The sequence below is a fragment of the Arthrobacter sp. APC 3897 genome, assembly GCF_030407495.1.
GTDB lineage: Bacteria > Actinomycetota > Actinomycetes > Actinomycetales > Micrococcaceae > Arthrobacter_B.
On record NZ_JASDDG010000025.1, the window covers coordinates 1 to 19,580 of the forward strand.

Sequence of the window (19,580 nt, forward strand, 5' to 3'; positions counted from 1 at the left end):
GATGGGTGCTGGGTCATGTTTCCATTCTGGCCGCCTGCAGCGCGTAATGAATCGGGGACTGCCCTGAGGAAACCCTGAGCGAGCCCTGAAAAGAGGAGGGGGACGGCGCCGGGGCACCTCCGGGGGATGCCGAACGTGCTTGGATTGGAACATGGTGGATCCGCTGCTGAGAACAGATGACCGTGTGGTGGCAGGGGTCTGTTCCGGGTTGGCAGTACACCTGGGCTGGTCGGTGAGCCTGGTCCGGGCGCTGATGGTGCTGCTGGCCCTGGCCGGGGGTGCCGGGCTGGTGCTGTATGCCTGGCTGTGGGTGCTTGTTCCCACGGTGGATGAAGCGGCAGACAAAGCCGAGTCCAGCCGGAACCCGCGGAGCGTGGCCCGGAATTTTGCTGCCCATCTCAGCAACCAGCATCCTGAAGAACCCGCCCCGCAGGGCACGTCACCGGCTTCCTCCCGATGGGTGTCGGCAGCCCTCAACCGGGAAGTCCTCGCCGGGCTGGCACTGCTTGCCGTTGCCGGGGCAGTCATTGCCCAGCGGTTCGGCGCTGATGTTAACTGGCAGCTTCTGTTCCCTGCCGGCGCCGTCGTTGCCGGAGCGGTTCTGGCCTGGTCCCAGCTCGATGAGGCCCGCAGGGCGGGTCTGCTCAAACGGGCCGGTGCTGACCGCAGGGCCGGCGCACTGCGGCTGGCGGCCGGACTCGTGCTGGTGGTTGCGGGTGTGATCCTGATGGTGTCCGGCGCTTTTAGCTGGGATGTCCTGCTGGCAGGCCTGGTCGCTTCCGCAGCAGTCCTGGCCGGGGTGGCGCTGGTGTTCGCACCGTGGGCCGTGAAATATTGGCGGGACCTGGAAACGGAGCGGACCGGCCGGATCCGTGAACGCGAACGTGCGGAAATTGCCGCCCACCTGCATGACTCGGTCCTGCAGACTCTGGCCCTCATCCAAAACCGCGCCGGCTCCGAGCAGGATGTCCTTCGCCTGGCCCGGGCGCAGGAGCGCGAGCTGCGGCGGTGGCTTTACGCGGATGATCCGCCGGGTGCCGGGCAACTGTCAGCACACCTCGCTGCGGCGGCTGCTGCGGTTGAGGACGAATACGGATACCCCGTGGAAGTGGTGGCAGTAGGGGACGCACCGCTGGATGCCGCCTCGGACGCCCTGGTCCAGGCTGCGCGCGCCGCCCTCACCAACGCGGCCCGGCATGCACCCGGGCCGGTGTCGGTCTACCTTGAGTGCACCGCAGACCGGGCCGAGGTCTTTATCCGCGACCGGGGAAACGGTTTCGATCCCCGGGACATTCCGGAAGACCGCCTCGGCGTAAGGGAGTCCATCGTGGGCCGGATGAAACGCCACGGCGGTACCGCCGTCATCCGCAGCGGTCCGGAAGGAACCGAAGTGCGGCTGGCGCTCCCGCTGACCCGGCCGGCAGCGGACACCGCGCCGCCGGAGGAAACACCAGACAATATCCATCCGACATCGGAGCACAAATGATTCCCGGCACCATCAACGTTGTGGTGGTTGATGACCACGCAATCTTCCGTTCGGGCCTGAAAGCGGACCTCGATGAACGGCTCCGGGTTACTGCCGAAGCGGACACCGTGGAAACGGCCATCGCCGCGATCCGGGAGCATCGCCCCGCCGTCGTGCTCCTGGACGTCCACCTTCCCGGCGGGGTGGGCGGCGGCGGGGCTGAAGTCATTGCCGGCTGCCGGGATTTGCTGGGCAGCACCCGGTTCCTGGCGCTCAGCGTCTCGGATGCGGCGGAGGACGTGGTGACCGTGATCCGAGCCGGTGCCCGCGGCTATGTCACCAAGACCATCTCCGGAGCCGAGATTTCCGACGCCGTGGTGCGCGTGGCAGGCGGAGACGCAGTGTTTTCGCCCCGGCTGGCAGGTTTTGTCCTGGACGCCTTTGGAACGGCCGCGGTGGCGGCGGTCGATGACGAACTGGACCGCCTGTCCGCCCGTGAACTGGAAGTCATGCGGCTGATCGCCCGCGGCTACAGCTACAAGGAGGTGGCCAGGGAGCTGTTCATCTCCGTCAAGACGGTCGAAACACACGTTTCGGCCGTCCTGCGGAAACTCCAGCTCTCCAACCGGCATGAACTCACCCGCTGGGCGGCGGCCCGCCGGCTCCTCTGACCGGTCCGCCCGCCGGGTCCCGGCGCTGGTTAGCGCGCCCGGCCCAGGAATTCCGTCAGGCGGGACATGCCTTCGGCCAGATCTTCATCGCCCAGGGCGTAGGAGAGGCGAAGATAGCCGGAGGGGCCAAACGCCTCACCCGGTACCACGGCCACTTCCACTGTCTCCAGGATCAGTGCCGCCAGCTCGGCCGAGGTCTGCGGGCGGACCGGACCGTCGGCGCCGGGGAACTCCTTGCCGAGCAGCCCCCGGACATCGGCATAGGCGTAGAAGGCCCCCTTGGGCATGGGGCACTCGACGCCCTCCACTGAATTCAGTGCCGTGACCATGGCCTTGCGGCGGCGGTCAAACGCGGTCTTCATCTCGTCGACGGCGGTCAGCGGCCCGGAGACGGCGGCAAGCGCTGCCATCTGGGACACGTTGGCCACGTTGGAGGACAGATGGGACTGGAGGTTGGTGGCAGCCTTGATCACGTCGGCGGCGGCAATCATCCAGCCCACGCGCCAGCCGGTCATGGCGTAGGTCTTGGCCACACCGTTGAGCACTACCACCTTGTCGCCGAGCTCAGGCGCCGCGGTCGCGATGGAAGTGAACTCCACGCCGTCATACGTCAGGTGCTCATAGATTTCATCGGTGACCACCCACAGGCCGCGTGCTGCAGCCCACCGGCCAATCTCGGCAACCTGCCCGGCGGGATAGACGGCGCCGGTGGGATTGGACGGCGAGCAGAACAGCAGCAGCTTGGTCTTGTCGGTGCAGGCTGCCTCGAGCTGCTCCACGGTCACCATGTAACCCTGCTCAGGCCCGGCAAATACCTCCACGGGAACGCCGCCGGCCAGCCGGATGGCTTCGGGATAGGTCGTCCAGTAGGGAGCGGGGAGCAGAACTTCGTCTCCGGGGTTCAGCAGGGTGGCGAAAGCCTCGTAAACAGCCTGCTTGCCGCCGTTGGTCACCAGGACCCGGCTCGGGTCCACGGCGTAGCCGGAATCACGCAGCGTCTTCTCCGCAATGGCTTTCTTCAGTTCAGGCAGCCCGCCGGCGGGGGAGTAGCGGTGGAAGCGCGGGTTGTGTGCGGCCTCAACGGCGGCATCGACAATGTACTCCGGGGTCGGAAAATCCGGTTCGCCGGCACCGAAGCCAATCACCGGCCGCCCTGCTGCCTTGAGCGCCTTCGCCTTGGCGTCTACGGCAAGTGTCGCGGACTCCGCGATCGATGCGATGCGCTCTGAAATTCGGCCGGTGGAAGGCATGGCGTTCCCGTCTGTGGTTGCGGTGGAGTTCCCGAAAGGGACCTGTAACGTGCGCGGCCGCCGGATTCCCGGCCGCCCTTTCCAGTTTAGGTGCAGGGACGGGCGCATGCCCTTTCTTACGGTGCCGCCGCCAAAAGGCAGGGAAGCAGACCCGCGCGCCGGGGCGGGAAACCCCGGTGAAACTGCCTCCCGGCATGCCGGTTCGACGGAACAGCAAACATTGAGTAGACTGGATCTTCGTGTTGAAGTCCCAACACTGGTCTGTGCCTGTCGCCGGTTCGCTGACGACGGTTATTACCGGTAGAGTGGTTTCCTCCATAGGGTAGTGGCGCAATTGGTAGCGCAGCGGTCTCCAAAACCGCAGGTTGCAGGTTCGAGTCCTGTCTGCCCTGCGCACGGCTGTCATCACGGCAGCTCAGCAGTCCTTCATGAAGCAGCAGTCCCAGCACTTGCTGCGGCTGTGAAACCGAACAGATGAGTGAGGCGATGGTGACCGAGACAGCTGCCGGCAGCTCCAAGGGACACCCCTCCAGCGGGCCCAAGAAGCGCGGCTTCTTCGCGGCCATCGCGCTCTTCCTGCGTCAGGTCATTGCAGAACTGAAAAAGGTGGTCACTCCCACCCGCAAGGAACTGCTGAGATACACCCTTGTGGTCCTGGCCTTCGTGGTCGTGATGATAATTATCGTGACAGTTCTGGATTTTGTCTTTGGTGCGGGAGCACTGTGGATCTTCGGTGAGGGCGGCGGCGAGAGCTAGCGCCTTACTTGAGCCCCGCCCCAAGGGCAGGAACCTCAGGCCTTTGAGCTGGAGCTAGTGACAAACCCTATAGAGCTCTGAAGAAGAAAGCAGGAATCTACGTGTCCGAGCAAGAACTCGAATCACAGATCAATGACAATGCCGCTGATCTGGATGCCGAGGATGAAACGACCGCAGCAGACGTCACTGAGACGCCCGCTGAGGCCGACGTTCCGGCAGAGGATGCCGACGCCGCCGATGAGGCCGTGAACTCTGATTCCGCAGAATCCGAAGAAGAGCCCGAGGAAGATCCCGCAGAAGCCTTCAAGGCCAAGCTGCGGCGCCAGGAGGGTGACTGGTACGTCATCCACTCCTACGCAGGTTACGAAAACCGCGTTAAGGCCAATCTTGAGACCCGCATCCAGACCATGGAAATGGAAGATAACATCTTCGAAATCCAGGTCCCGATGGAGGAAGTCGTCGAGATCAAGAACACCACGCGCAAGATCGTCAACCGGGTCCGCATTCCCGGTTATGTACTGGTCCGCATGGAACTGACCGACGCCTCCTGGGGTGTTGTGCGGCATACCCCCGGTGTCACAGGCTTTGTGGGCAACGCCCACAACCCGGTGCCGCTGAGCCTCAAAGAGGTTTACTCCATGCTGGAGCACACCGTGGTTGCCCCGAAGATTGAGCCCGGCAAGCCTGCACAGGAATCTTCGAATTACGCAGTGGACTTCGAGGTCGGCGAGCCCGTCACGGTCAACGAAGGACCGTTCGAGACGCTTCAGGCCACGATCTCCGAGATCAAGCCCGAGTCCCAGCAGCTGGTGGTCCTCGTGACCATCTTCGAGCGCGAGACTCCGGTGACCCTTGGCTTCGGCCAGGTCACCAAGCTGCAGTAACACAAAGACTTCGTTGCCTGCAGGGCGGCTTTACCCTGCCGGCAGCGTCCGGCCGCCACGCCATGGCGGCCACCAACCCGGACGGACGCTCCTGTTCCCCGGGAACATAATTTAGAGAAGGACCCTTTCATGGCCCCCAAGAAAAAGGTCACCGGCCTCATCAAGCTGCAGATCAACGCAGGTGCCGCCAACCCGGCTCCTCCGATTGGTCCGGCACTTGGCCAGCACGGTGTCAACATCATGGAATTCTGCAAGGCGTACAACGCTGCAACGGAATCCCAGCGCGGCAACGTTATTCCGGTTGAAATCACCGTTTACGAAGACCGTTCGTTCACCTTCATCACGAAGACCCCTCCGGCTGCACAGCTGATCAAGAAGGCTGCCGGCGTTGCCAAGGGTTCCGCAACCCCGCACACCGCCAAGGTTGCCAACCTGACCCAGGCTCAGGTCGAAGAGATCGCCACCATGAAGATGGAAGACCTCAACGCCAACGACGTCAAGGCTGCTGCCAAGATCATCGCCGGCACCGCCCGCTCCATGGGTATCACCGTAGAAGGCTAATATCGCCTTTTCCGTGACGCGGGTCCGCCCGCGGAACAAACATTTACACTCATTTAGCTGCTCGTCCCACTGGGTACGACGGCGTGTGGCAGGGCCGAGCGCGGTCCGACAGACCACAACTGCACAAGGAGAAAAAGCAGATGGCAAAGCGCAGCAAAGCATATGAAGCAGCTGTAGCCAAGATCGATGCGGACAAGCTGTACGCACCGGTTGAGGCTGTAGAGCTGGCAAAGGAAACCAACCCCTCCAAGTTCGATGCCACCGTTGAGGTTGCATTCCGACTGGGCGTTGACCCCCGCAAGGCCGACCAGATGGTCCGCGGCACGGTTAACCTGCCCCACGGTACGGGTAAGACTGCCCGCGTCCTGGTTTTCGCAACGGGTGAGAAGGCAGAGCAGGCTATTGCAGCCGGCGCCGACTTCGTTGGTTCCGATGACATGATCGAAAAGGTTGCAGCCGGCTGGACCGACTTCGACGCCGCCGTTGCCACCCCGGACATGATGGGCAAGGTTGGCCGCCTCGGCCGCGTCCTCGGCCCGCGTAACCTGATGCCGAACCCGAAGACCGGCACGGTTACCCCGAACGTCGCCAAGGCTGTCACCGACATCAAGGGCGGCAAGATCGACTTCCGCGTCGACAAGCACTCCAACCTGCACTTCATCATCGGCAAGGTGTCCTTCGATCAGCAGAAGCTGGCCGAGAACTACGCCGCAGCCCTGGAGGAAGTCCTGCGCCTGAAGCCGTCCGCGGCCAAGGGACGCTACATCCAGAAGGCAACCGTTTCCACCACGTTCGGCCCGGGCATCTCCGTTGACCCCAACGTCACGAAGGTTCTCGCCGACGCATAATTCGGGTCCGGGGCGCCGGCGTTCCGATTCCGTCTGAGAGGCGGCCGCAGCGTTTCGCTGCGGCCGCTTTTTTTGTGCCTTGCTGCAGGTTGCGGCAGGATGTGAGCCATGACACCTGCCGCCGCGGTTATTGCTCCGCTGTCCATCCCCGGGAGCCTGGACGCAACGGATCCTGCCGCGGCGGACTTTATTGCCGCGGTTGACCTTCTGAACGAGGCACTGCGCGAGACGTGGGGCAACGATGACTTCCGGGATTCACCCCTGACCCAGCTGGCGGGTTTTCGGCCCTCATCCATGCGGCGGCGGATCCTGCTGGGTGCGCGGGTTGGCAGGGAGCTCGTGGGAGTGGCCACGCTGAAGCTGCCGCTGCTGGACAACATCCATACGGCATGGGTCCAGGTGGCGGTGGCGCCGGGGTCCCGCGGAGCCGGCCTGGGGCGACGCCTGTATGCCGCCGCCGAACAGGCTGCAGCGGCAGACGGGCGCCGGACCCTCCTGGCCGAAACCGACCATCCCGTGCGGCCCGTCGCAGGTTCGGCCGTGGATGCAGATCCTGTGATGGCGCCGAAAAGCGGGACCGGAGCCATTCCTGCAGACCGTGCCGCACGTTTTGCCGCAGGCAGGGATTTTGAGCTGGAGCAGGTGGAGCGGGTCAGCGTCCTGGATTTGACGCCCAGCACCGGCTGGCAGGGAAGGCTGGATGCTGCAGCCGGGCATGCCGGAGCGGATTATGCCCTTGAATTCTGGCAGGGTGCCTGCCCGGAGCGGCTGGTGGATTCCTATGCGCTGCTGCGGCAAAGGATGAGCACGGATGCGCCCCTGGCCGGCTTGGACGTGCAGGAGGAACGGTGGGACGCCGAAAGAGTCCGTGAGGGCGAAGCGAAAGTCCGGCACATGGATGCCGAAGAGCTGGTGAGCGCCGTCCGGCACGTTCCTACCGGGCAGCTTGTGGGGCATTCGGTCCTGATGGTCTTTCGCAGCAACCCGGCTGTGGCCTTTCAGGATGACACTCTGGTCCTGGCGGAGCACCGGGGCCACGGACTCGGCATGCTCCTCAAGACGGCCAACCTGGTGCGGCTGAGGCAGGAGCTGGCAGCGGCATCACGTGTTTGGACTTGGAACGCCGCCGAGAACGTTCACATGCTGGCCATCAATGACGCGCTGGGGTTTGGGGCCGTGGGCTATTCGGGGGAGTGGCAGAAGCTGCTGTGAGCGTCGATTTGGTCCGGCAGCAATTCTCCCGTAGGCTGGATATACCAAAGACCGTCGGTCGATGTGCTTTCAATCCCACTCTCATCCTGGATCTCCGGGAATGCGGGTGGACTCCGGTTGATCGGACATCCGAAAGTCCCCTCAGAGGGCGGCCTGCGCAGGTGAACGAACTCAGCCAAATGGTACGCGTCAAAGCGTGCCTGCTGCTAAGCCCCGTGCATCTGCCCGGGGCGTTTTTTATGTTCGGGACCCGATCCACCGGCACTATTTCCCCGGAAGGAGGGTTAGATGGCAACCCCGACAAAGGTATCGGCAGTTGAGGAAATCGTTACCGATTTCAAGGACTCAACTGCTGCCGTCCTAACCGAATACCGCGGGCTCACCGTTGCACAGCTCAAGGAGCTGCGTCGTTCGCTCGGCCAGGACACCAAGTACTCGGTCGTCAAGAACACCCTGACTGGCATTGCAGCCAAGGAAGCCGGCATCGACGCGTTCGACGGCCAGCTTGCCGGACCTACTGCAATCGCCTTCATCAAGGGTGACGCAGTTGCAGCTGCAAAGAGCCTGACGGATTTTGCGAAGACCAACCCGCAGCTGATCATCAAGACCGGTGTTTTCGAGGGCAACGCCCTGGACGCTTCCGGTGTTGCTGCTCTGGCTGCTCTTGAATCCCGTGAGCTCCAGCTTGCACGAGTCGCCGGTGTCCTCAAGGCGCCGATGTCCATGCTGGCACGCTCTGTCGATGCACTGCGCGTGAAGCTCGAAGACGGAAGCGATTCCGCTCCCGCCGCTGAAGAGGCTCCGGCCGCTGAAGAAGCTCCGGCCGCAGAAGCAGCCACCGAAGAGTAATCACTCTTCCACCCCACACTCCGGTGCCGACGCACCACTATGGTGCCCGCGCACCACTTATAGGAAGGACGCCACACCATGGCGAAGCTGACCAACGAAGAGCTCATTGAAGCCTTCAAGGAACTGTCCATCATCGAGCTCTCCGACTTCGTGAAGCTCTTCGAAGAGACCTTCGACGTTACCGCTGCTGCTGTTGCAGTTGCCGGTCCCGCCGCCGGTGCTGCCGAGGCCGAGGACGAGAAGACCGAATTCGACGTCATCCTCGAATCTGCCGGTGACAAGAAGATTGCAGTCATCAAGGAAGTTCGTGCCCTGACTTCCCTGGGCCTGAAGGAAGCCAAGGACGTTGTCGACAGCGCCCCGAAGGCTGTCCTGGAAGGTGCTACGAAGGAAGCCGCAGACAAGGCAAAGGAAGCCCTCGAGGCTGCCGGCGCAACGGTTACCGTCAAGTAGTAGTTTTTCCCGCCGCGGCTTGACGCCGCGCAGACAAAAAGACCCCGTCCTTTGGACGGGGTCTTTTTGTTCAGCTGCGGTACCCGTATCCCCGCATGCGCTACTGTTGGCCGAAAACAGACGGGGAGGATGGCCCGACGGCGAAGCAACAGACGCTGCTGGTGGGATTGCTGGCCGTGGGCGCCGCAGCCTGCGTGCTGACCGGTGCCCTCCCGGGGCCGGAATTCGCTGCGCTGATGAACCGCATCGGGCCGCTCATGGTCTTTGTCACGGCTATGACGGTGGTCAGCTACCTCGCTGACGCGGCAGGGCTGTTCCGGGTCGTTACGGCCTTCGCGGCAAAGCTGGGTTGCGGACGGACCCTGTGGCTTTGGTTCCTCGTGCTGGCGCTGACCACAGGTGCCAGCGTGTTCCTGTCGCTGGACACCGCCGTCGTACTGGTCACCCCGTTGGTGATTTCCCTGGCAGGTTCCGCGGGAATCCGGCCTATTGTTTTTGCGCTGAGCACCGTGTGGCTGGCGAACACCGCTTCCCTTCTGCTGCCGGTATCCAACCTGACAAACCTGCTGGCGCAGCAGAAGTCAGGGATCCATCCGCTGGAATATGCTGCCCTTCTCTGGCTTCCGTCGCTGGCCGGAATCCTCGTCCCGGTCCTGCTGCTGTGGCTGGTCTTCCGGCATGAGCTGAGCGGCCGATACGCGGCTCCGGCCGGCATTAATTCTGATGATGTACCAGACCGGGGTCTCCTGCGGCTGAGCATGGCTGTGATGGGGCTGCTTCTCCCGGCGCTGGTGAGCGGCATTCAGGTTGCCGTACCGGCCACGGCTGCCGCCCTGGTGCTGGCGGCGGCTTTCCTGCTGCGGATGCCGCGGGCCTTCAAGACAGACATGCTCCCGGTCCTGCCGGTAATCCTCGCCGTGAGTCTTTTTATTGTGGTTCAGACGGCGCACAGCCACGGGCTGGGCGCCCTGCTGGGGCAGGCCGCAGGGTCCGGGGAGGGCTTCAGGGATCTGCTGCGGCTGGCCGGTGCAGGAGCAGCCGCCTCCAATGCCGTGAACAACCTGCCCGCCTATCTGGCGCTGGAGCCTGCAGCCGAAACCCCGGTCCGGCTGGGGGCACTGTTGATCGGGGTGAACCTGGGCGCGGTCGTTACCCCCTGGGGCTCCCTGGCCACCCTGCTGTGGTATGACCGCATGCGAACGCAGGGGCTGCGGGTGAGGTGGGGCCGGTTCATGCTGGCGGGCCTGGTGGCCGCGACCGGAACCACGGCTGCCGCAACGGCGGCGCTGGCATTCCTTCGCTAGCGGCCGCCGGCCGGACACCGTGCGGCGCCCGGCCGGCGGAAAAGGACTGGTTAGGCCTCGTCGCGGAACAGCAGCAGTGCTTCACCCTGACCGCCGCCGCCGCACAGGGCGACGGCAGCTTTGCCGGTTCCGCGGCGCTGCAGTTCGAAGGCTGCGGTCAGGGCCAGACGGGCACCCGAGGCTCCAATGGGGTGGCCGAGGGCAATGGCGCCGCCATACAGGTTGCACTGCTCCAAATCCATTCCGAGTTCGTTCAGGGACTGGACGGCCACTGCACCGAAAGCTTCATTGATCTCGATGAAATCCAAGTCCGAGACGGTCCAGCCCGCCCGGTCCAGTGCGGCGAAAATGGCGTTGGAGGGCTGTGAGTGCAGGCTGTTGTCAGGGCCGGCCACCTGTCCCGGTGCACCCACCACGGCCAGCACGTCCAGGCCGTTGTGCTCAGCGTAGGCGCGCGTGGTGAGGATGAGGGCGGCTGCGCCGTCTGAGAGCGGCGAGGAGTTGCCTGCGGTGATGGTGCCTTCGGAATCAAAGGCAGGACGCAGACCGGCAAGGGTTTCGGTGGTTGTAGCCGGACGCACACCCTCGTCGGAGGTGAGGATCAGCGGTTCACCCCGGCGCTGCGGAACAGTGACGGGCACAATCTCGGCTTCAAAGACTCCGGACGCCATGGCAGCGGCAGCCCGGCGGTGCGAAGCTGCGGCCACTTCGTCCTGTTCCAGGCGCTTGATCGCCAGTTTGGTGTTGCCGCGTTCGGTGGAGATGCCCATTGAGTCATGGTCAAAGGCATCGGTCAGCCCGTCGTGGGCCACGGAATCCAAGGCGCTGATGTTGCCGTAGTTCCAGCCCTGGCGGGACCCGGGCAGCAGATGCGGTCCGTTGGTCATGGATTCCTGGCCGCCGGCCACCACCACCGTGGCTTCACCGCCGCGGATCAGGCGGGCGGCGTCGGCCACGGAGGCAAGGCCGGACAGGCAAACCTTGTTGATGGTCACCGTAGGGACATCCCAGCCAATGCCGGCTTTGATGGAGGACTGGCGGGCCGGGTTCTGTCCGCAGCCGGCCTGGACCACGTGGCCCATGATGACGGCGGAAACATCGGCAGCCGGTACCCGGGCCTGCTCCAAGGCACCTGCAATGGCGAAGGCGCCGAGTTCCACGGCGCTAAAAGAGGCAAGCTGGCCGTTCAATCGTCCCTGCGGGGTGCGTGCACCACCGACGATGACCACTTCGGTCATGGCTGCTGCATCTTGGTCTGGACGGTTGCTCATGGCTGGGTGTCACTTTCGTCGTCGAATCTGCGGTGCGCCGGGTGCTGGGGACCACGCTTGAACAAGGGTACGTCAAGACACAGGTACGGAGAGAGAAGAGTCACACTGGCTGCGGAGGGCGGCCGGGCCCCGGCGCGCACATTGGGGGCCGCGTGCGGTAAGGTATCTGTATCCGATGCGTCAGCGGTGCGCCGGTGTTGCCTGTAGCTCCCCGTAGTACGGCCGGCTGAAACATGATTTTCAGTCTCGCCCCGCGGGTTGAGCCACGCAGGGTTGCAGGGACCGGGTAGACTTGTCTGCCCATAATGCCCTATAGTAGATATTTGCTTCCCTCTCTTAACCTTCAGCCTTCATATAGCGGTGGGCTCCGTCCTGTGCCAGGCAGCGTTTTGCGCGCCCGGCCGGATGTAAGGACGCACGCGGACCAGGTCCGTTCTGTGCAGAGAAGGAGGCGCGAAACACGCCTGAAGGTCTGTGGAAGGATCCCTCTTGGTCGCCTCGAGCACCTCTAATAATGCAACCGCTAACATCCCGGAGAGCATCGCTCCCCGGATTTCATTCGCAAAGATTCACGAACCGCTTGACGTTCCCAATCTTCTTGCCCTGCAGACTGACAGCTTTGACTGGCTAGTCGGCAACGAGCGCTGGAAGGAACGCCTGCGCAAGGCCCAGGAAGAGGGCGACGCAGGTTTCGCAACTACCTCCGGCCTCGCAGACATCTTCGAGGAAATCTCCCCGATCGAGGATTTCCAGGGCACCATGTCCCTGAGCTTCTCCGAACCGGAGTTTGCCGACCCGAAGTACACCATGGCTGAGTGCAAGGACCGGGACGCTACGTACTCGGCTCCGTTGTACGTTAAAGCCGAATTCATGAACAACAACACGGGCGAAATCAAGCAGCAGACCGTGTTCATGGGCGACTTCCCCCTCATGACAGACAAGGGAACGTTCGTCATCAACGGCACCGAGCGTGTCGTCGTTTCCCAGCTGGTCCGTTCACCGGGTGCCTACTTCGAGCGCACCGCTGACAAGACCAGTGACAAGGACATCTACACCGCGAAGATCATTCCTTCCCGCGGTGCATGGTTCGAACTGGAAATCGACAAGCGCGACCAGGTGGGCGTCCGCCTGGACCGCAAGCGCAAGCAGTCCGTCACCGTGCTGCTCAAGGCACTGGGCTGGACCGAAGGCCAGATCCTGGAAACCTTCGGCGAGTACGACTCCATCCGTGCCACCCTGGAGAAGGACCCCACGGAAACCCGCGAAGATGCCCTGCTGGACATCTACCGCAAGCTCCGTCCGGGCGAGCCGCCCACGGTCGAGGCTGCCCAGACCCTGCTGGACAACCTGTACTTCAACCCCAAGCGCTACGATCTGGCCAAGGTTGGCCGCTACAAGATCAACCGCAAGCTGGGCATCGACAAGCCGCTGACGGACTCCGACGCTTCGGTCCTGAACAACGATGACATCGTTGCCATGATCAAGTTCCTCGTTGCCCTGCACGCCGGCGAGAAGACCGTTCCGGGCAAGCGCGACGGCGAGGACGTGGACATCCGCGTCGAGGTCGATGACATCGACCACTTCGGCAACCGCCGCATCCGCGCCGTCGGCGAACTCATCGAGAACCAGATCCGTACGGGCCTGTCCCGCATGGAGCGTGTTGTCCGTGAGCGCATGACGACCCAGGACGTCGAGGCCATCACGCCGCAGACGCTCATCAACATCCGTCCCGTCGTGGCCGCGATCAAGGAGTTCTTCGGAACCTCCCAGCTCTCGCAGTTCATGGACCAGAACAACCCGCTCGCCGGACTGACGCACAAGCGCCGCCTGTCCGCGCTGGGCCCGGGTGGTCTGTCCCGCGACCGCGCAGGCATGGAAGTCCGAGACGTCCACCCCTCGCACTACGGCCGTATGTGCCCCATCGAAACCCCTGAAGGCCCGAACATTGGTCTGATCGGTTCGCTGGCGTCCTACGCCCGCATCAACGCGTTCGGTTTCATCGAAACCCCGTACCGCAAGGTTGTCGACGGCGTTGTCACCGATCAGGTTGATTACCTGACCGCTGACGACGAAGTTGAGCGCACCATTGCCCAGGCAAACGCTCCGCTGCGCGAAGACATGCACTTCGCCGAGGACCTGGTCCTCGTCCGTGCCCGCGGCGGTTCCGGCGAGCCCGTGCTCGTTGAGCCCGAAGGCGTGGAGTACATGGACGTTTCCCCGCGCCAGATGGTGTCGGTGGCAACTGCCCTGATTCCGTTCCTGGAACACGATGACGCCAACCGCGCCCTCATGGGTGCGAACATGCAGCGCCAGGCTGTGCCGCTGCTCCGTTCCGAGCGCCCCGTTGTGGGTACCGGCATGGAGAAGTACGCCGCCGTTGACGCAGGGGACTCCGTTACCGCCGTCAAGCCCGGTGTTGTCACCGAGGTCTCCGCTGAGCTTGTTACCGTCATGAACGACGACGGCACCGAGACCAGCTACCCGATCATGAAGTTTGCGCGCTCCAACCAGGGCAACGCCTACAACCAGCGGGTACTGGTATCCGAAGGCGCACGCGTCGAGGTCAACAGCATCATCGCCGACGGTCCCTCCACGGACCAGGGTGAACTTGCTCTGGGTAAGAACCTGCTCGTGGCATTCATGTCATGGGAAGGCCACAACTACGAAGATGCCATCATCCTCTCGCAGCGCATGGTCTCCGACGATGTGCTGACCTCCATCCACATCGAGGAGCACGAAGTTGATGCCCGCGACACCAAGCTTGGTGCCGAGGAAATTACCCGTGACATCCCCAATGTCTCCGAGGAAGTGCTCTCCCAGCTGGACGAGCGCGGCATCATCCACATCGGTGCCGAGGTTGAAGCCGGCGACATCCTGGTTGGCCGCGTCACCCCCAAGGGTGAAACGGAACTGACCCCGGAAGAGCGCCTGCTGCGCGCCATCTTCGGCGAGAAGAGCCGCGAAGTCCGCGACACCTCCCTGAAGGTGCCCCACGGCGAGTCCGGCACCGTCATTGGTGTCCGCATCTTCGACCGCGACAACGACGACGAGCTGCCCCCGGGCGTGAACCAGCTGGTGCGCGTCTACGTGGCGCACAAGCGCAAGATCACGGACGGCGACAAGCTGGCCGGCCGCCACGGCAACAAGGGCGTCATCTCCAAGATCCTCCCGATCGAAGACATGCCGTTCATGGAAGACGGAACCCCCGTTGACATCGTCCTGAACCCGCTGGGTGTTCCGGGCCGAATGAACGTGGGTCAGGTTCTGGAAATCCACCTGGGCTGGGCTGCCAAGCAGGGCTGGAAGATCGACGGCAATCCGGAGTGGGTCCAGAACCTGCCGGCTCTGCCGCGTGAAACCGGTCCGACGACGGTTGCCACCCCGGTGTTCGACGGCGCCAGTGAAGATGAAATCACCGGCCTGCTCGATTCCACCAACGTGACCCGTGACGGCAACCGCCTGATCGGTGCTTCCGGCAAGGCGAGGATGTTCGACGGCCGCTCCGGCCAGCCGTTCCCGGAGCCCATCTCCGTGGGCTACATGTACATCCTGAAGCTGCACCACCTTGTTGACGACAAGATCCACGCACGCTCCACCGGCCCGTACTCCATGATCACGCAGCAGCCGCTGGGTGGTAAGGCACAGTTCGGTGGCCAGCGCTTCGGTGAAATGGAAGTTTGGGCCCTGGAAGCGTACGGCGCCGCCTACACGCTGCAGGAACTGCTCACGATCAAGTCCGATGACATCCATGGCCGCGTGAAGGTCTACGAAGCCATCGTCAAGGGCGAGAACATCCCGGAACCGGGCGTTCCGGAGTCCTTCAAGGTGCTCATCAAGGAAATGCAGTCGCTCTGCCTGAATGTGGAAGTACTCTCCACCGAGGGCAACACGATTGAAATGCGTGACTCGGATGAAGAAGTCTTCCGGGCCGCGGAAGAACTGGGTATTGATCTGTCCCGCGCAGAGCCCAGCTCCGTAGAAGAGGTTTAGTCGAGCCGGCCGGCCCGCTTGACGCGGGCCGGCCTCCGGCAGCCGCTTCCCGTACCCGAGACATTCAGATTTAGAGAACAAGAGAGAACAGGGACCCATGTCCAACGATTCCACGTTCGGCCTTATGCGAATCGGCCTTGCCACCGCGGATGAAATCCGCGGTTGGTCTTACGGCGAGGTCAAGAAGCCGGAAACCATCAACTACCGAACCCTGAAGCCGGAGAAGGACGGTCTTTTCTGCGAAAAGATCTTCGGTCCTTCCCGCGACTGGGAATGCTACTGCGGTAAGTACAAGCGCGTGCGCTTCAAGGGCATCATCTGTGAGCGCTGCGGTGTCGAGGTTACCCGTGCCAAGGTGCGCCGCGAGCGCATGGGCCACATTGAGCTCGCCGCTCCCGTGACCCACATCTGGTACTTCAAGGGTGTCCCGTCCCGTCTGGGCTACCTGCTGGACCTGGCTCCGAAGGACCTCGAAAAGGTCATTTACTTTGCCGCCTACATGATCACCTCGGTGGACGAAGAGAACCGCCACGCGGAACTTCCGAACCTGCAGGCTGAGCACGACCTGGAGCGCAAGCACCTCGTCGACCAGCGCGACTCCGACATCGCCGCCATCGCCAAGGACCTTGAGGGCGAAATTGCACGCCTTGAGGGAGAAGGCGCCAAGGCAGCCGACAAGAAGAAGGCACGCGACTCCGCCGACCGCCAGATGGCCAAGGTCCGCCGCGACGCCGACAACAACATCGAGCGCCTCGAGCAGGTCTGGGAACGCTTCAAGAACCTTAAGGTCGGCGACCTCGAGGGTGACGAAGGCCTGTACCGCGAACTGCGCGACCGCTACGGTCTGTACTTCGAAGGCTCCATGGGCGCCGAAGCCATCAAGCAGCGCCTTGAGGACTTCGACATGCAGGCTGAGTCCGAGCTGCTGCGCGACATCATCCAGAACGGCAAGGGCCAGCGCAAGACGCGTGCCCTGAAGCGCCTGAAGGTTGTCAACGCCTTCCTCACCACCACCAACAGCCCGCTGGGCATGGTCCTGGACGCCGTCCCGGTCATCCCGCCGGAACTGCGCCCGATGGTTCAGCTCGACGGCGGCCGTTTCGCGACGTCCGACCTCAACGACCTGTACCGCCGCGTGATCAACCGCAACAACCGCCTGAAGCGCCTGCTGGATCTCGGTGCCCCCGAGATCATCGTGAACAACGAAAAGCGCATGCTCCAGGAAGCTGTTGACTCCCTGTTCGACAACGGCCGCCGCGGCCGCCCGGTCACCGGACCGGGCAACCGCCCGCTGAAGTCGCTCTCCGACATGCTCAAGGGCAAGCAGGGACGTTTCCGCCAGAACCTTCTGGGTAAGCGCGTTGACTACTCCGGCCGTTCCGTCATTGTTGTTGGCCCGCAGCTGAAGCTGCACCAGTGCGGTCTGCCCAAGCAGATGGCCCTGGAGCTCTTCAAGCCGTTCGTGATGAAGCGCCTGGTTGACCTCAACCACGCACAGAACATCAAGAGCGCCAAGCGCATGGTCGAGCGTTTCCGCCCGCAGGTCTGGGACGTACTGGAAGAGATCATCACCGAACACCCGGTGCTGCTCAACCGTGCACCCACCCTGCACCGCCTCGGCATCCAGGCCTTCGAACCGCAGCTCGTTGAAGGCAAGGCCCTTCAGCTGCACCCGCTGGTCTGCGGCGCCTTCAACGCTGACTTCGACGGTGACCAGATGGCAGTGCACCTGCCGCTGAGCCCCGAAGCGCAGGCGGAAGCACGCATCCTGATGCTGTCCTCGAACAACATCCTGAAGCCGTCCGACGGCCGCCCGGTCACCCTGCCTTCGCAGGATATGATCATCGGCCTGCACCACCTCACCACCAAGAAGGAAGGCGCAGCAGGCGAAGGCCGGTTCTTCACGACACCGGCTGAAGCCCTGATGGCGTACGACCTCGGTGAGCTGGACCTGAACGCCCAGATCAGCATGCGTCTGGAAGGCTTCGTGCCCTCCGCCGACCGTCCGGCCCCGGAAGGCTGGGAAGAAGGCACTCCCGCCCTCATCCAGACCTCCCTCGGCCAGGTCATCTTCAACCAGACCCTGCCTGCGGATTACCCGTGGGTCGAGAAGGTTGCAGACAAGGGCCAGCTGTCCGCCATTGTGAACGACCTGGCAGAGCGGTACCCGAAGGTCATGACGGCGGCAACGCTGGATAACCTGAAGGACGCCGGTTTCTACTGGGCCACCCGCTCAGGCGTCACCGTTGCCATCTCGGACATCTCCGCGCCGATCGATAAGCCGGCCATCATGGAGGTTTACGAAGCACAGGCTGCCAAGGTTGAAAGCCAGTACGGCAAGGGCCTGATCGCCGAAGACGAGCGCCGCCAGGAGCTCATCGACATTTGGAACAAGGCAACGAACGAAGTTGCTGCGGCCATGCGTGCGAACATGCCCAAGGAAAACAACATCAACCGCATGGTGTCTTCCGGTGCCCGTGGTAACTGGCTGCAGGTTCGCCAGATTGCCGGTATCCGTGGCCTGGTGGCCAACCCTAAGGGTGAGATCATCCCCCGCCCGATTAAGTCCTCGTACCGCGAGGGTCTGTCGGTGCTGGAGTACTTCATCGCCACCCACGGTGCCCGTAAGGGTCTTGCCGATACCGCTCTGCGTACCGCCAACTCGGGTTACCTGACCCGTCGTCTGGTGGACGTTTCCCAGGACGTCATTGTCCGCGAGGAAGACTGCGGCACCGAGCGCGGCCTGAACGTCACCATTGCGGTGCCGGATTCCAACGGCGAGCTGCAGCTGCACGAAGAGGTCGAGAACTCGGCGTACGCCCGTACGCTGGCCACCGACGTCACCGACCCGCAGGGCAACGTCCTGGCCAAGGGCGGCGACGATGTGGGCGACGTCCTCATCGCGAAGCTGTTCGAAGCCGGTGTTACCGACATCAAGGTCCGCTCCGTACTCACCTGTGAGTCCGCCGTCGGTACCTGTGCACTGTGCTACGGCCGCTCCCTGGCCACGGGTAAGACCGTGGACATCGGCGAGGCCGTCGGCATCATCGCCGCACAGTCCATTGGTGAGCCGGGTACCCAGCTGACCATGCGTACCTTCCACACCGGTGGTGTTGCTTCCGCTGAGGACATCACCCAGGGTCTGCCCCGTATCCAGGAGCTCTTCGAAGCACGTACCCCCAAGGGTGTTGCTCCGATCTCCGAGACCGCGGGCCGGGTCACCATTGAAGAGAGCGACCGCCAGATGCGTCTGGTTGTTACTCCCGATGACGGTTCGGAAGAAATCGCGTACCCGGTCCTGCGCCGTGCCCGCCTGCTGGTTGCCGACGGCGACCACGTTGAGGTTGGCCAGCAGCTGGTCTTCGGTGCGGTGGATCCCAAGCAGATCCTCCGTATCCTTGGCCCGCGCAAGGCACAGGAATTCCTGGTGGACGAAGTCCAGCGCGTGTACCGCAGCCAGGGTGTAGGCATCCACGACAAGCACGTGGAAGTCATCGTCCGCCAGATGCTGCGCCGCGTGACCGTGATCGAGTCCGGCGATTCGGACCTGCTCCCGGGTGAGCTGGCCGAGCGCCGCCGCTTCGAGTCCGAGAACCGCCGCGTGGTATCCGAGGGCAAGAAGCCGGCCTCCGGCCGTCCCGAGCTCATGGGTATCACCAAGGCGTCGCTGGCAACCGAGTCCTGGCTGTCCGCTGCTTCCTTCCAGGAAACCACCCGCGTCCTGACGCAGGCGGCCATGGAAGGCAAGAGTGATCCGCTGCTCGGCCTCAAGGAGAACGTCATCATCGGTAAGCTGATCCCGGCCGGAACGGGTCTGCCCCGTTACACCGAGGTCACCGTCGAACCGACCGAAGAAGCAAAGGCCAACCTCTTCACCGGCCCGAGCGCCTTCAGCGACTTCGACTACGCCGGAGTTGACGGCGGCCTGAGCCCCGAGTTCCACGCCATCCCGCTGGATGACTACGACATGGGCAGCGACTTCCGCTAACCTGCAACGCTGCGGCAGGCCTCCGTGCCCGCCGCAGTAAGGAAAGGTCCCGCACCGTTTTGGTGCGGGACCTTTCGC

The 19,580-nt window shown here is 63.5% G+C and carries 14 protein-coding genes and 1 tRNA gene; 13 read left to right on the forward strand and 2 right to left on the reverse strand.

Annotated features, from left to right (window positions below):
• Positions 1-139 precede the first annotated feature (139 nt).
• Both QMA10_RS12545 and QMA10_RS12550 read left to right on the forward strand, forming a co-directional pair.
• Positions 140-1,486: a PspC domain-containing protein gene (locus QMA10_RS12545; RefSeq protein ID WP_356834917.1), complete on the forward strand. Its 1,347-nt coding sequence runs from the start codon at positions 140-142 to the stop codon at positions 1,484-1,486.
• On the forward strand, positions 1,483-2,136 hold the full coding sequence (locus QMA10_RS12550; RefSeq protein WP_290168834.1) for a response regulator transcription factor: 654 nt from the start codon (positions 1,483-1,485) through the stop codon (positions 2,134-2,136). Before QMA10_RS12545 ends, QMA10_RS12550 begins: the two co-directional genes overlap by 4 nt.
• Before the next feature lie 29 nt (positions 2,137-2,165).
• On the opposite strand, the gene QMA10_RS12555 is transcribed toward QMA10_RS12550, so the two are convergent.
• On the reverse strand, positions 2,166-3,386 hold the full coding sequence (locus QMA10_RS12555) for a pyridoxal phosphate-dependent aminotransferase (protein ID WP_290168836.1): 1,221 nt from the start codon (positions 3,384-3,386) through the stop codon (positions 2,166-2,168).
• A 319-nt stretch (positions 3,387-3,705) separates the two neighbouring features.
• Here QMA10_RS12555 and QMA10_RS12560 point away from each other — a divergent pair.
• The 9 genes from QMA10_RS12560 to QMA10_RS12600 all read left to right on the forward strand — a co-directional run bounded on the left by QMA10_RS12560 (position 3,706) and on the right by QMA10_RS12600 (position 10,253).
• Positions 3,706-3,778: transfer RNA gene (locus QMA10_RS12560), tRNA-Trp, on the forward strand.
• An 82-nt stretch (positions 3,779-3,860) separates the two neighbouring features.
• Positions 3,861-4,142, forward strand: coding sequence for a preprotein translocase subunit SecE (gene secE, locus QMA10_RS12565; protein WP_290168838.1), 282 nt, complete (start codon positions 3,861-3,863; stop codon positions 4,140-4,142).
• A 101-nt stretch (positions 4,143-4,243) separates the two neighbouring features.
• Positions 4,244-5,026: a transcription termination/antitermination protein NusG gene (nusG, locus tag QMA10_RS12570; protein WP_290168840.1), complete on the forward strand. Its 783-nt coding sequence runs from the start codon at positions 4,244-4,246 to the stop codon at positions 5,024-5,026.
• A 129-nt stretch (positions 5,027-5,155) separates the two neighbouring features.
• Positions 5,156-5,587, forward strand: a complete 432-nt coding sequence (rplK, locus tag QMA10_RS12575; RefSeq protein ID WP_104052758.1) for a 50S ribosomal protein L11 — start codon at positions 5,156-5,158, stop codon at positions 5,585-5,587.
• Between the two features lie 140 nt (positions 5,588-5,727).
• Positions 5,728-6,435 (forward strand): 50S ribosomal protein L1, encoded by a 708-nt coding sequence (gene rplA, locus QMA10_RS12580; RefSeq protein WP_290168843.1) that lies wholly within the window; start codon positions 5,728-5,730, stop codon positions 6,433-6,435.
• 108 nt (positions 6,436-6,543) lie between these two features.
• Complete coding sequence (locus tag QMA10_RS12585) at positions 6,544-7,647, forward strand: GNAT family N-acetyltransferase (protein WP_290168845.1); 1,104 nt, start codon at positions 6,544-6,546, stop codon at positions 7,645-7,647.
• Positions 7,648-7,935: 288 nt separating this feature from the next.
• Entirely contained in the window at positions 7,936-8,496 is a 561-nt protein-coding gene (gene rplJ / locus QMA10_RS12590) for a 50S ribosomal protein L10 (protein ID WP_290168846.1), read from the forward strand.
• A 78-nt stretch (positions 8,497-8,574) separates the two neighbouring features.
• Positions 8,575-8,949: a 50S ribosomal protein L7/L12 gene (gene rplL / locus QMA10_RS12595; protein ID WP_152219801.1), complete on the forward strand. Its 375-nt coding sequence runs from the start codon at positions 8,575-8,577 to the stop codon at positions 8,947-8,949.
• Positions 8,950-9,110: 161 nt separating this feature from the next.
• Positions 9,111-10,253: an SLC13 family permease gene (locus tag QMA10_RS12600; protein ID WP_290168851.1), complete on the forward strand. Its 1,143-nt coding sequence runs from the start codon at positions 9,111-9,113 to the stop codon at positions 10,251-10,253.
• Positions 10,254-10,303: 50 nt separating this feature from the next.
• Here the strand turns inward: QMA10_RS12600 and QMA10_RS12605 are convergent, their stop codons facing one another.
• Entirely contained in the window at positions 10,304-11,524 is a 1,221-nt protein-coding gene (locus tag QMA10_RS12605) for an acetyl-CoA C-acetyltransferase (protein ID WP_290168852.1), read from the reverse strand.
• A gap of 489 nt (positions 11,525-12,013) precedes the next feature.
• Here QMA10_RS12605 and rpoB point away from each other — a divergent pair, with 489 nt between their 5' ends.
• Both rpoB and QMA10_RS12615 read left to right on the forward strand, forming a co-directional pair.
• Complete coding sequence (gene rpoB, locus QMA10_RS12610; RefSeq protein ID WP_290168854.1) at positions 12,014-15,514, forward strand: DNA-directed RNA polymerase subunit beta; 3,501 nt, start codon at positions 12,014-12,016, stop codon at positions 15,512-15,514.
• A gap of 97 nt (positions 15,515-15,611) precedes the next feature.
• Positions 15,612-19,502, forward strand: coding sequence for a DNA-directed RNA polymerase subunit beta' (locus tag QMA10_RS12615; protein WP_290168856.1), 3,891 nt, complete (start codon positions 15,612-15,614; stop codon positions 19,500-19,502).
• The last annotated feature ends 78 nt before the right edge of the window (positions 19,503-19,580 follow it).

What these genes read in the sequence shown, in the direction of transcription:
- QMA10_RS12585 (WP_290168845.1), top strand. Translation starts at nt 6,544, where the DNA reads ATGACACCTGCCGCCGCGGTTATTGCTCCGCTGTCCATCCCCGGGAGC.
- rplA (WP_290168843.1), top strand. Translation starts at nt 5,728, where the DNA reads ATGGCAAAGCGCAGCAAAGCATATGAAGCAGCTGTAGCCAAGATCGAT.
- rplJ (WP_290168846.1), top strand. Translation starts at nt 7,936, where the DNA reads ATGGCAACCCCGACAAAGGTATCGGCAGTTGAGGAAATCGTTACCGAT.
- QMA10_RS12605 (WP_290168852.1), bottom strand. Translation starts at nt 11,524, where the DNA reads ATGAGCAACCGTCCAGACCAAGATGCAGCAGCCATGACCGAAGTGGTC.
- rplK (WP_104052758.1), top strand. Translation starts at nt 5,156, where the DNA reads ATGGCCCCCAAGAAAAAGGTCACCGGCCTCATCAAGCTGCAGATCAAC.
- QMA10_RS12550 (WP_290168834.1), top strand. Translation starts at nt 1,483, where the DNA reads ATGATTCCCGGCACCATCAACGTTGTGGTGGTTGATGACCACGCAATC.
- rplL (WP_152219801.1), top strand. Translation starts at nt 8,575, where the DNA reads ATGGCGAAGCTGACCAACGAAGAGCTCATTGAAGCCTTCAAGGAACTG.
- secE (WP_290168838.1), top strand. Translation starts at nt 3,861, where the DNA reads ATGAGTGAGGCGATGGTGACCGAGACAGCTGCCGGCAGCTCCAAGGGA.
- QMA10_RS12555 (WP_290168836.1), bottom strand. Translation starts at nt 3,386, where the DNA reads ATGCCTTCCACCGGCCGAATTTCAGAGCGCATCGCATCGATCGCGGAG.
- QMA10_RS12615 (WP_290168856.1), top strand. Translation starts at nt 15,612, where the DNA reads ATGTCCAACGATTCCACGTTCGGCCTTATGCGAATCGGCCTTGCCACC.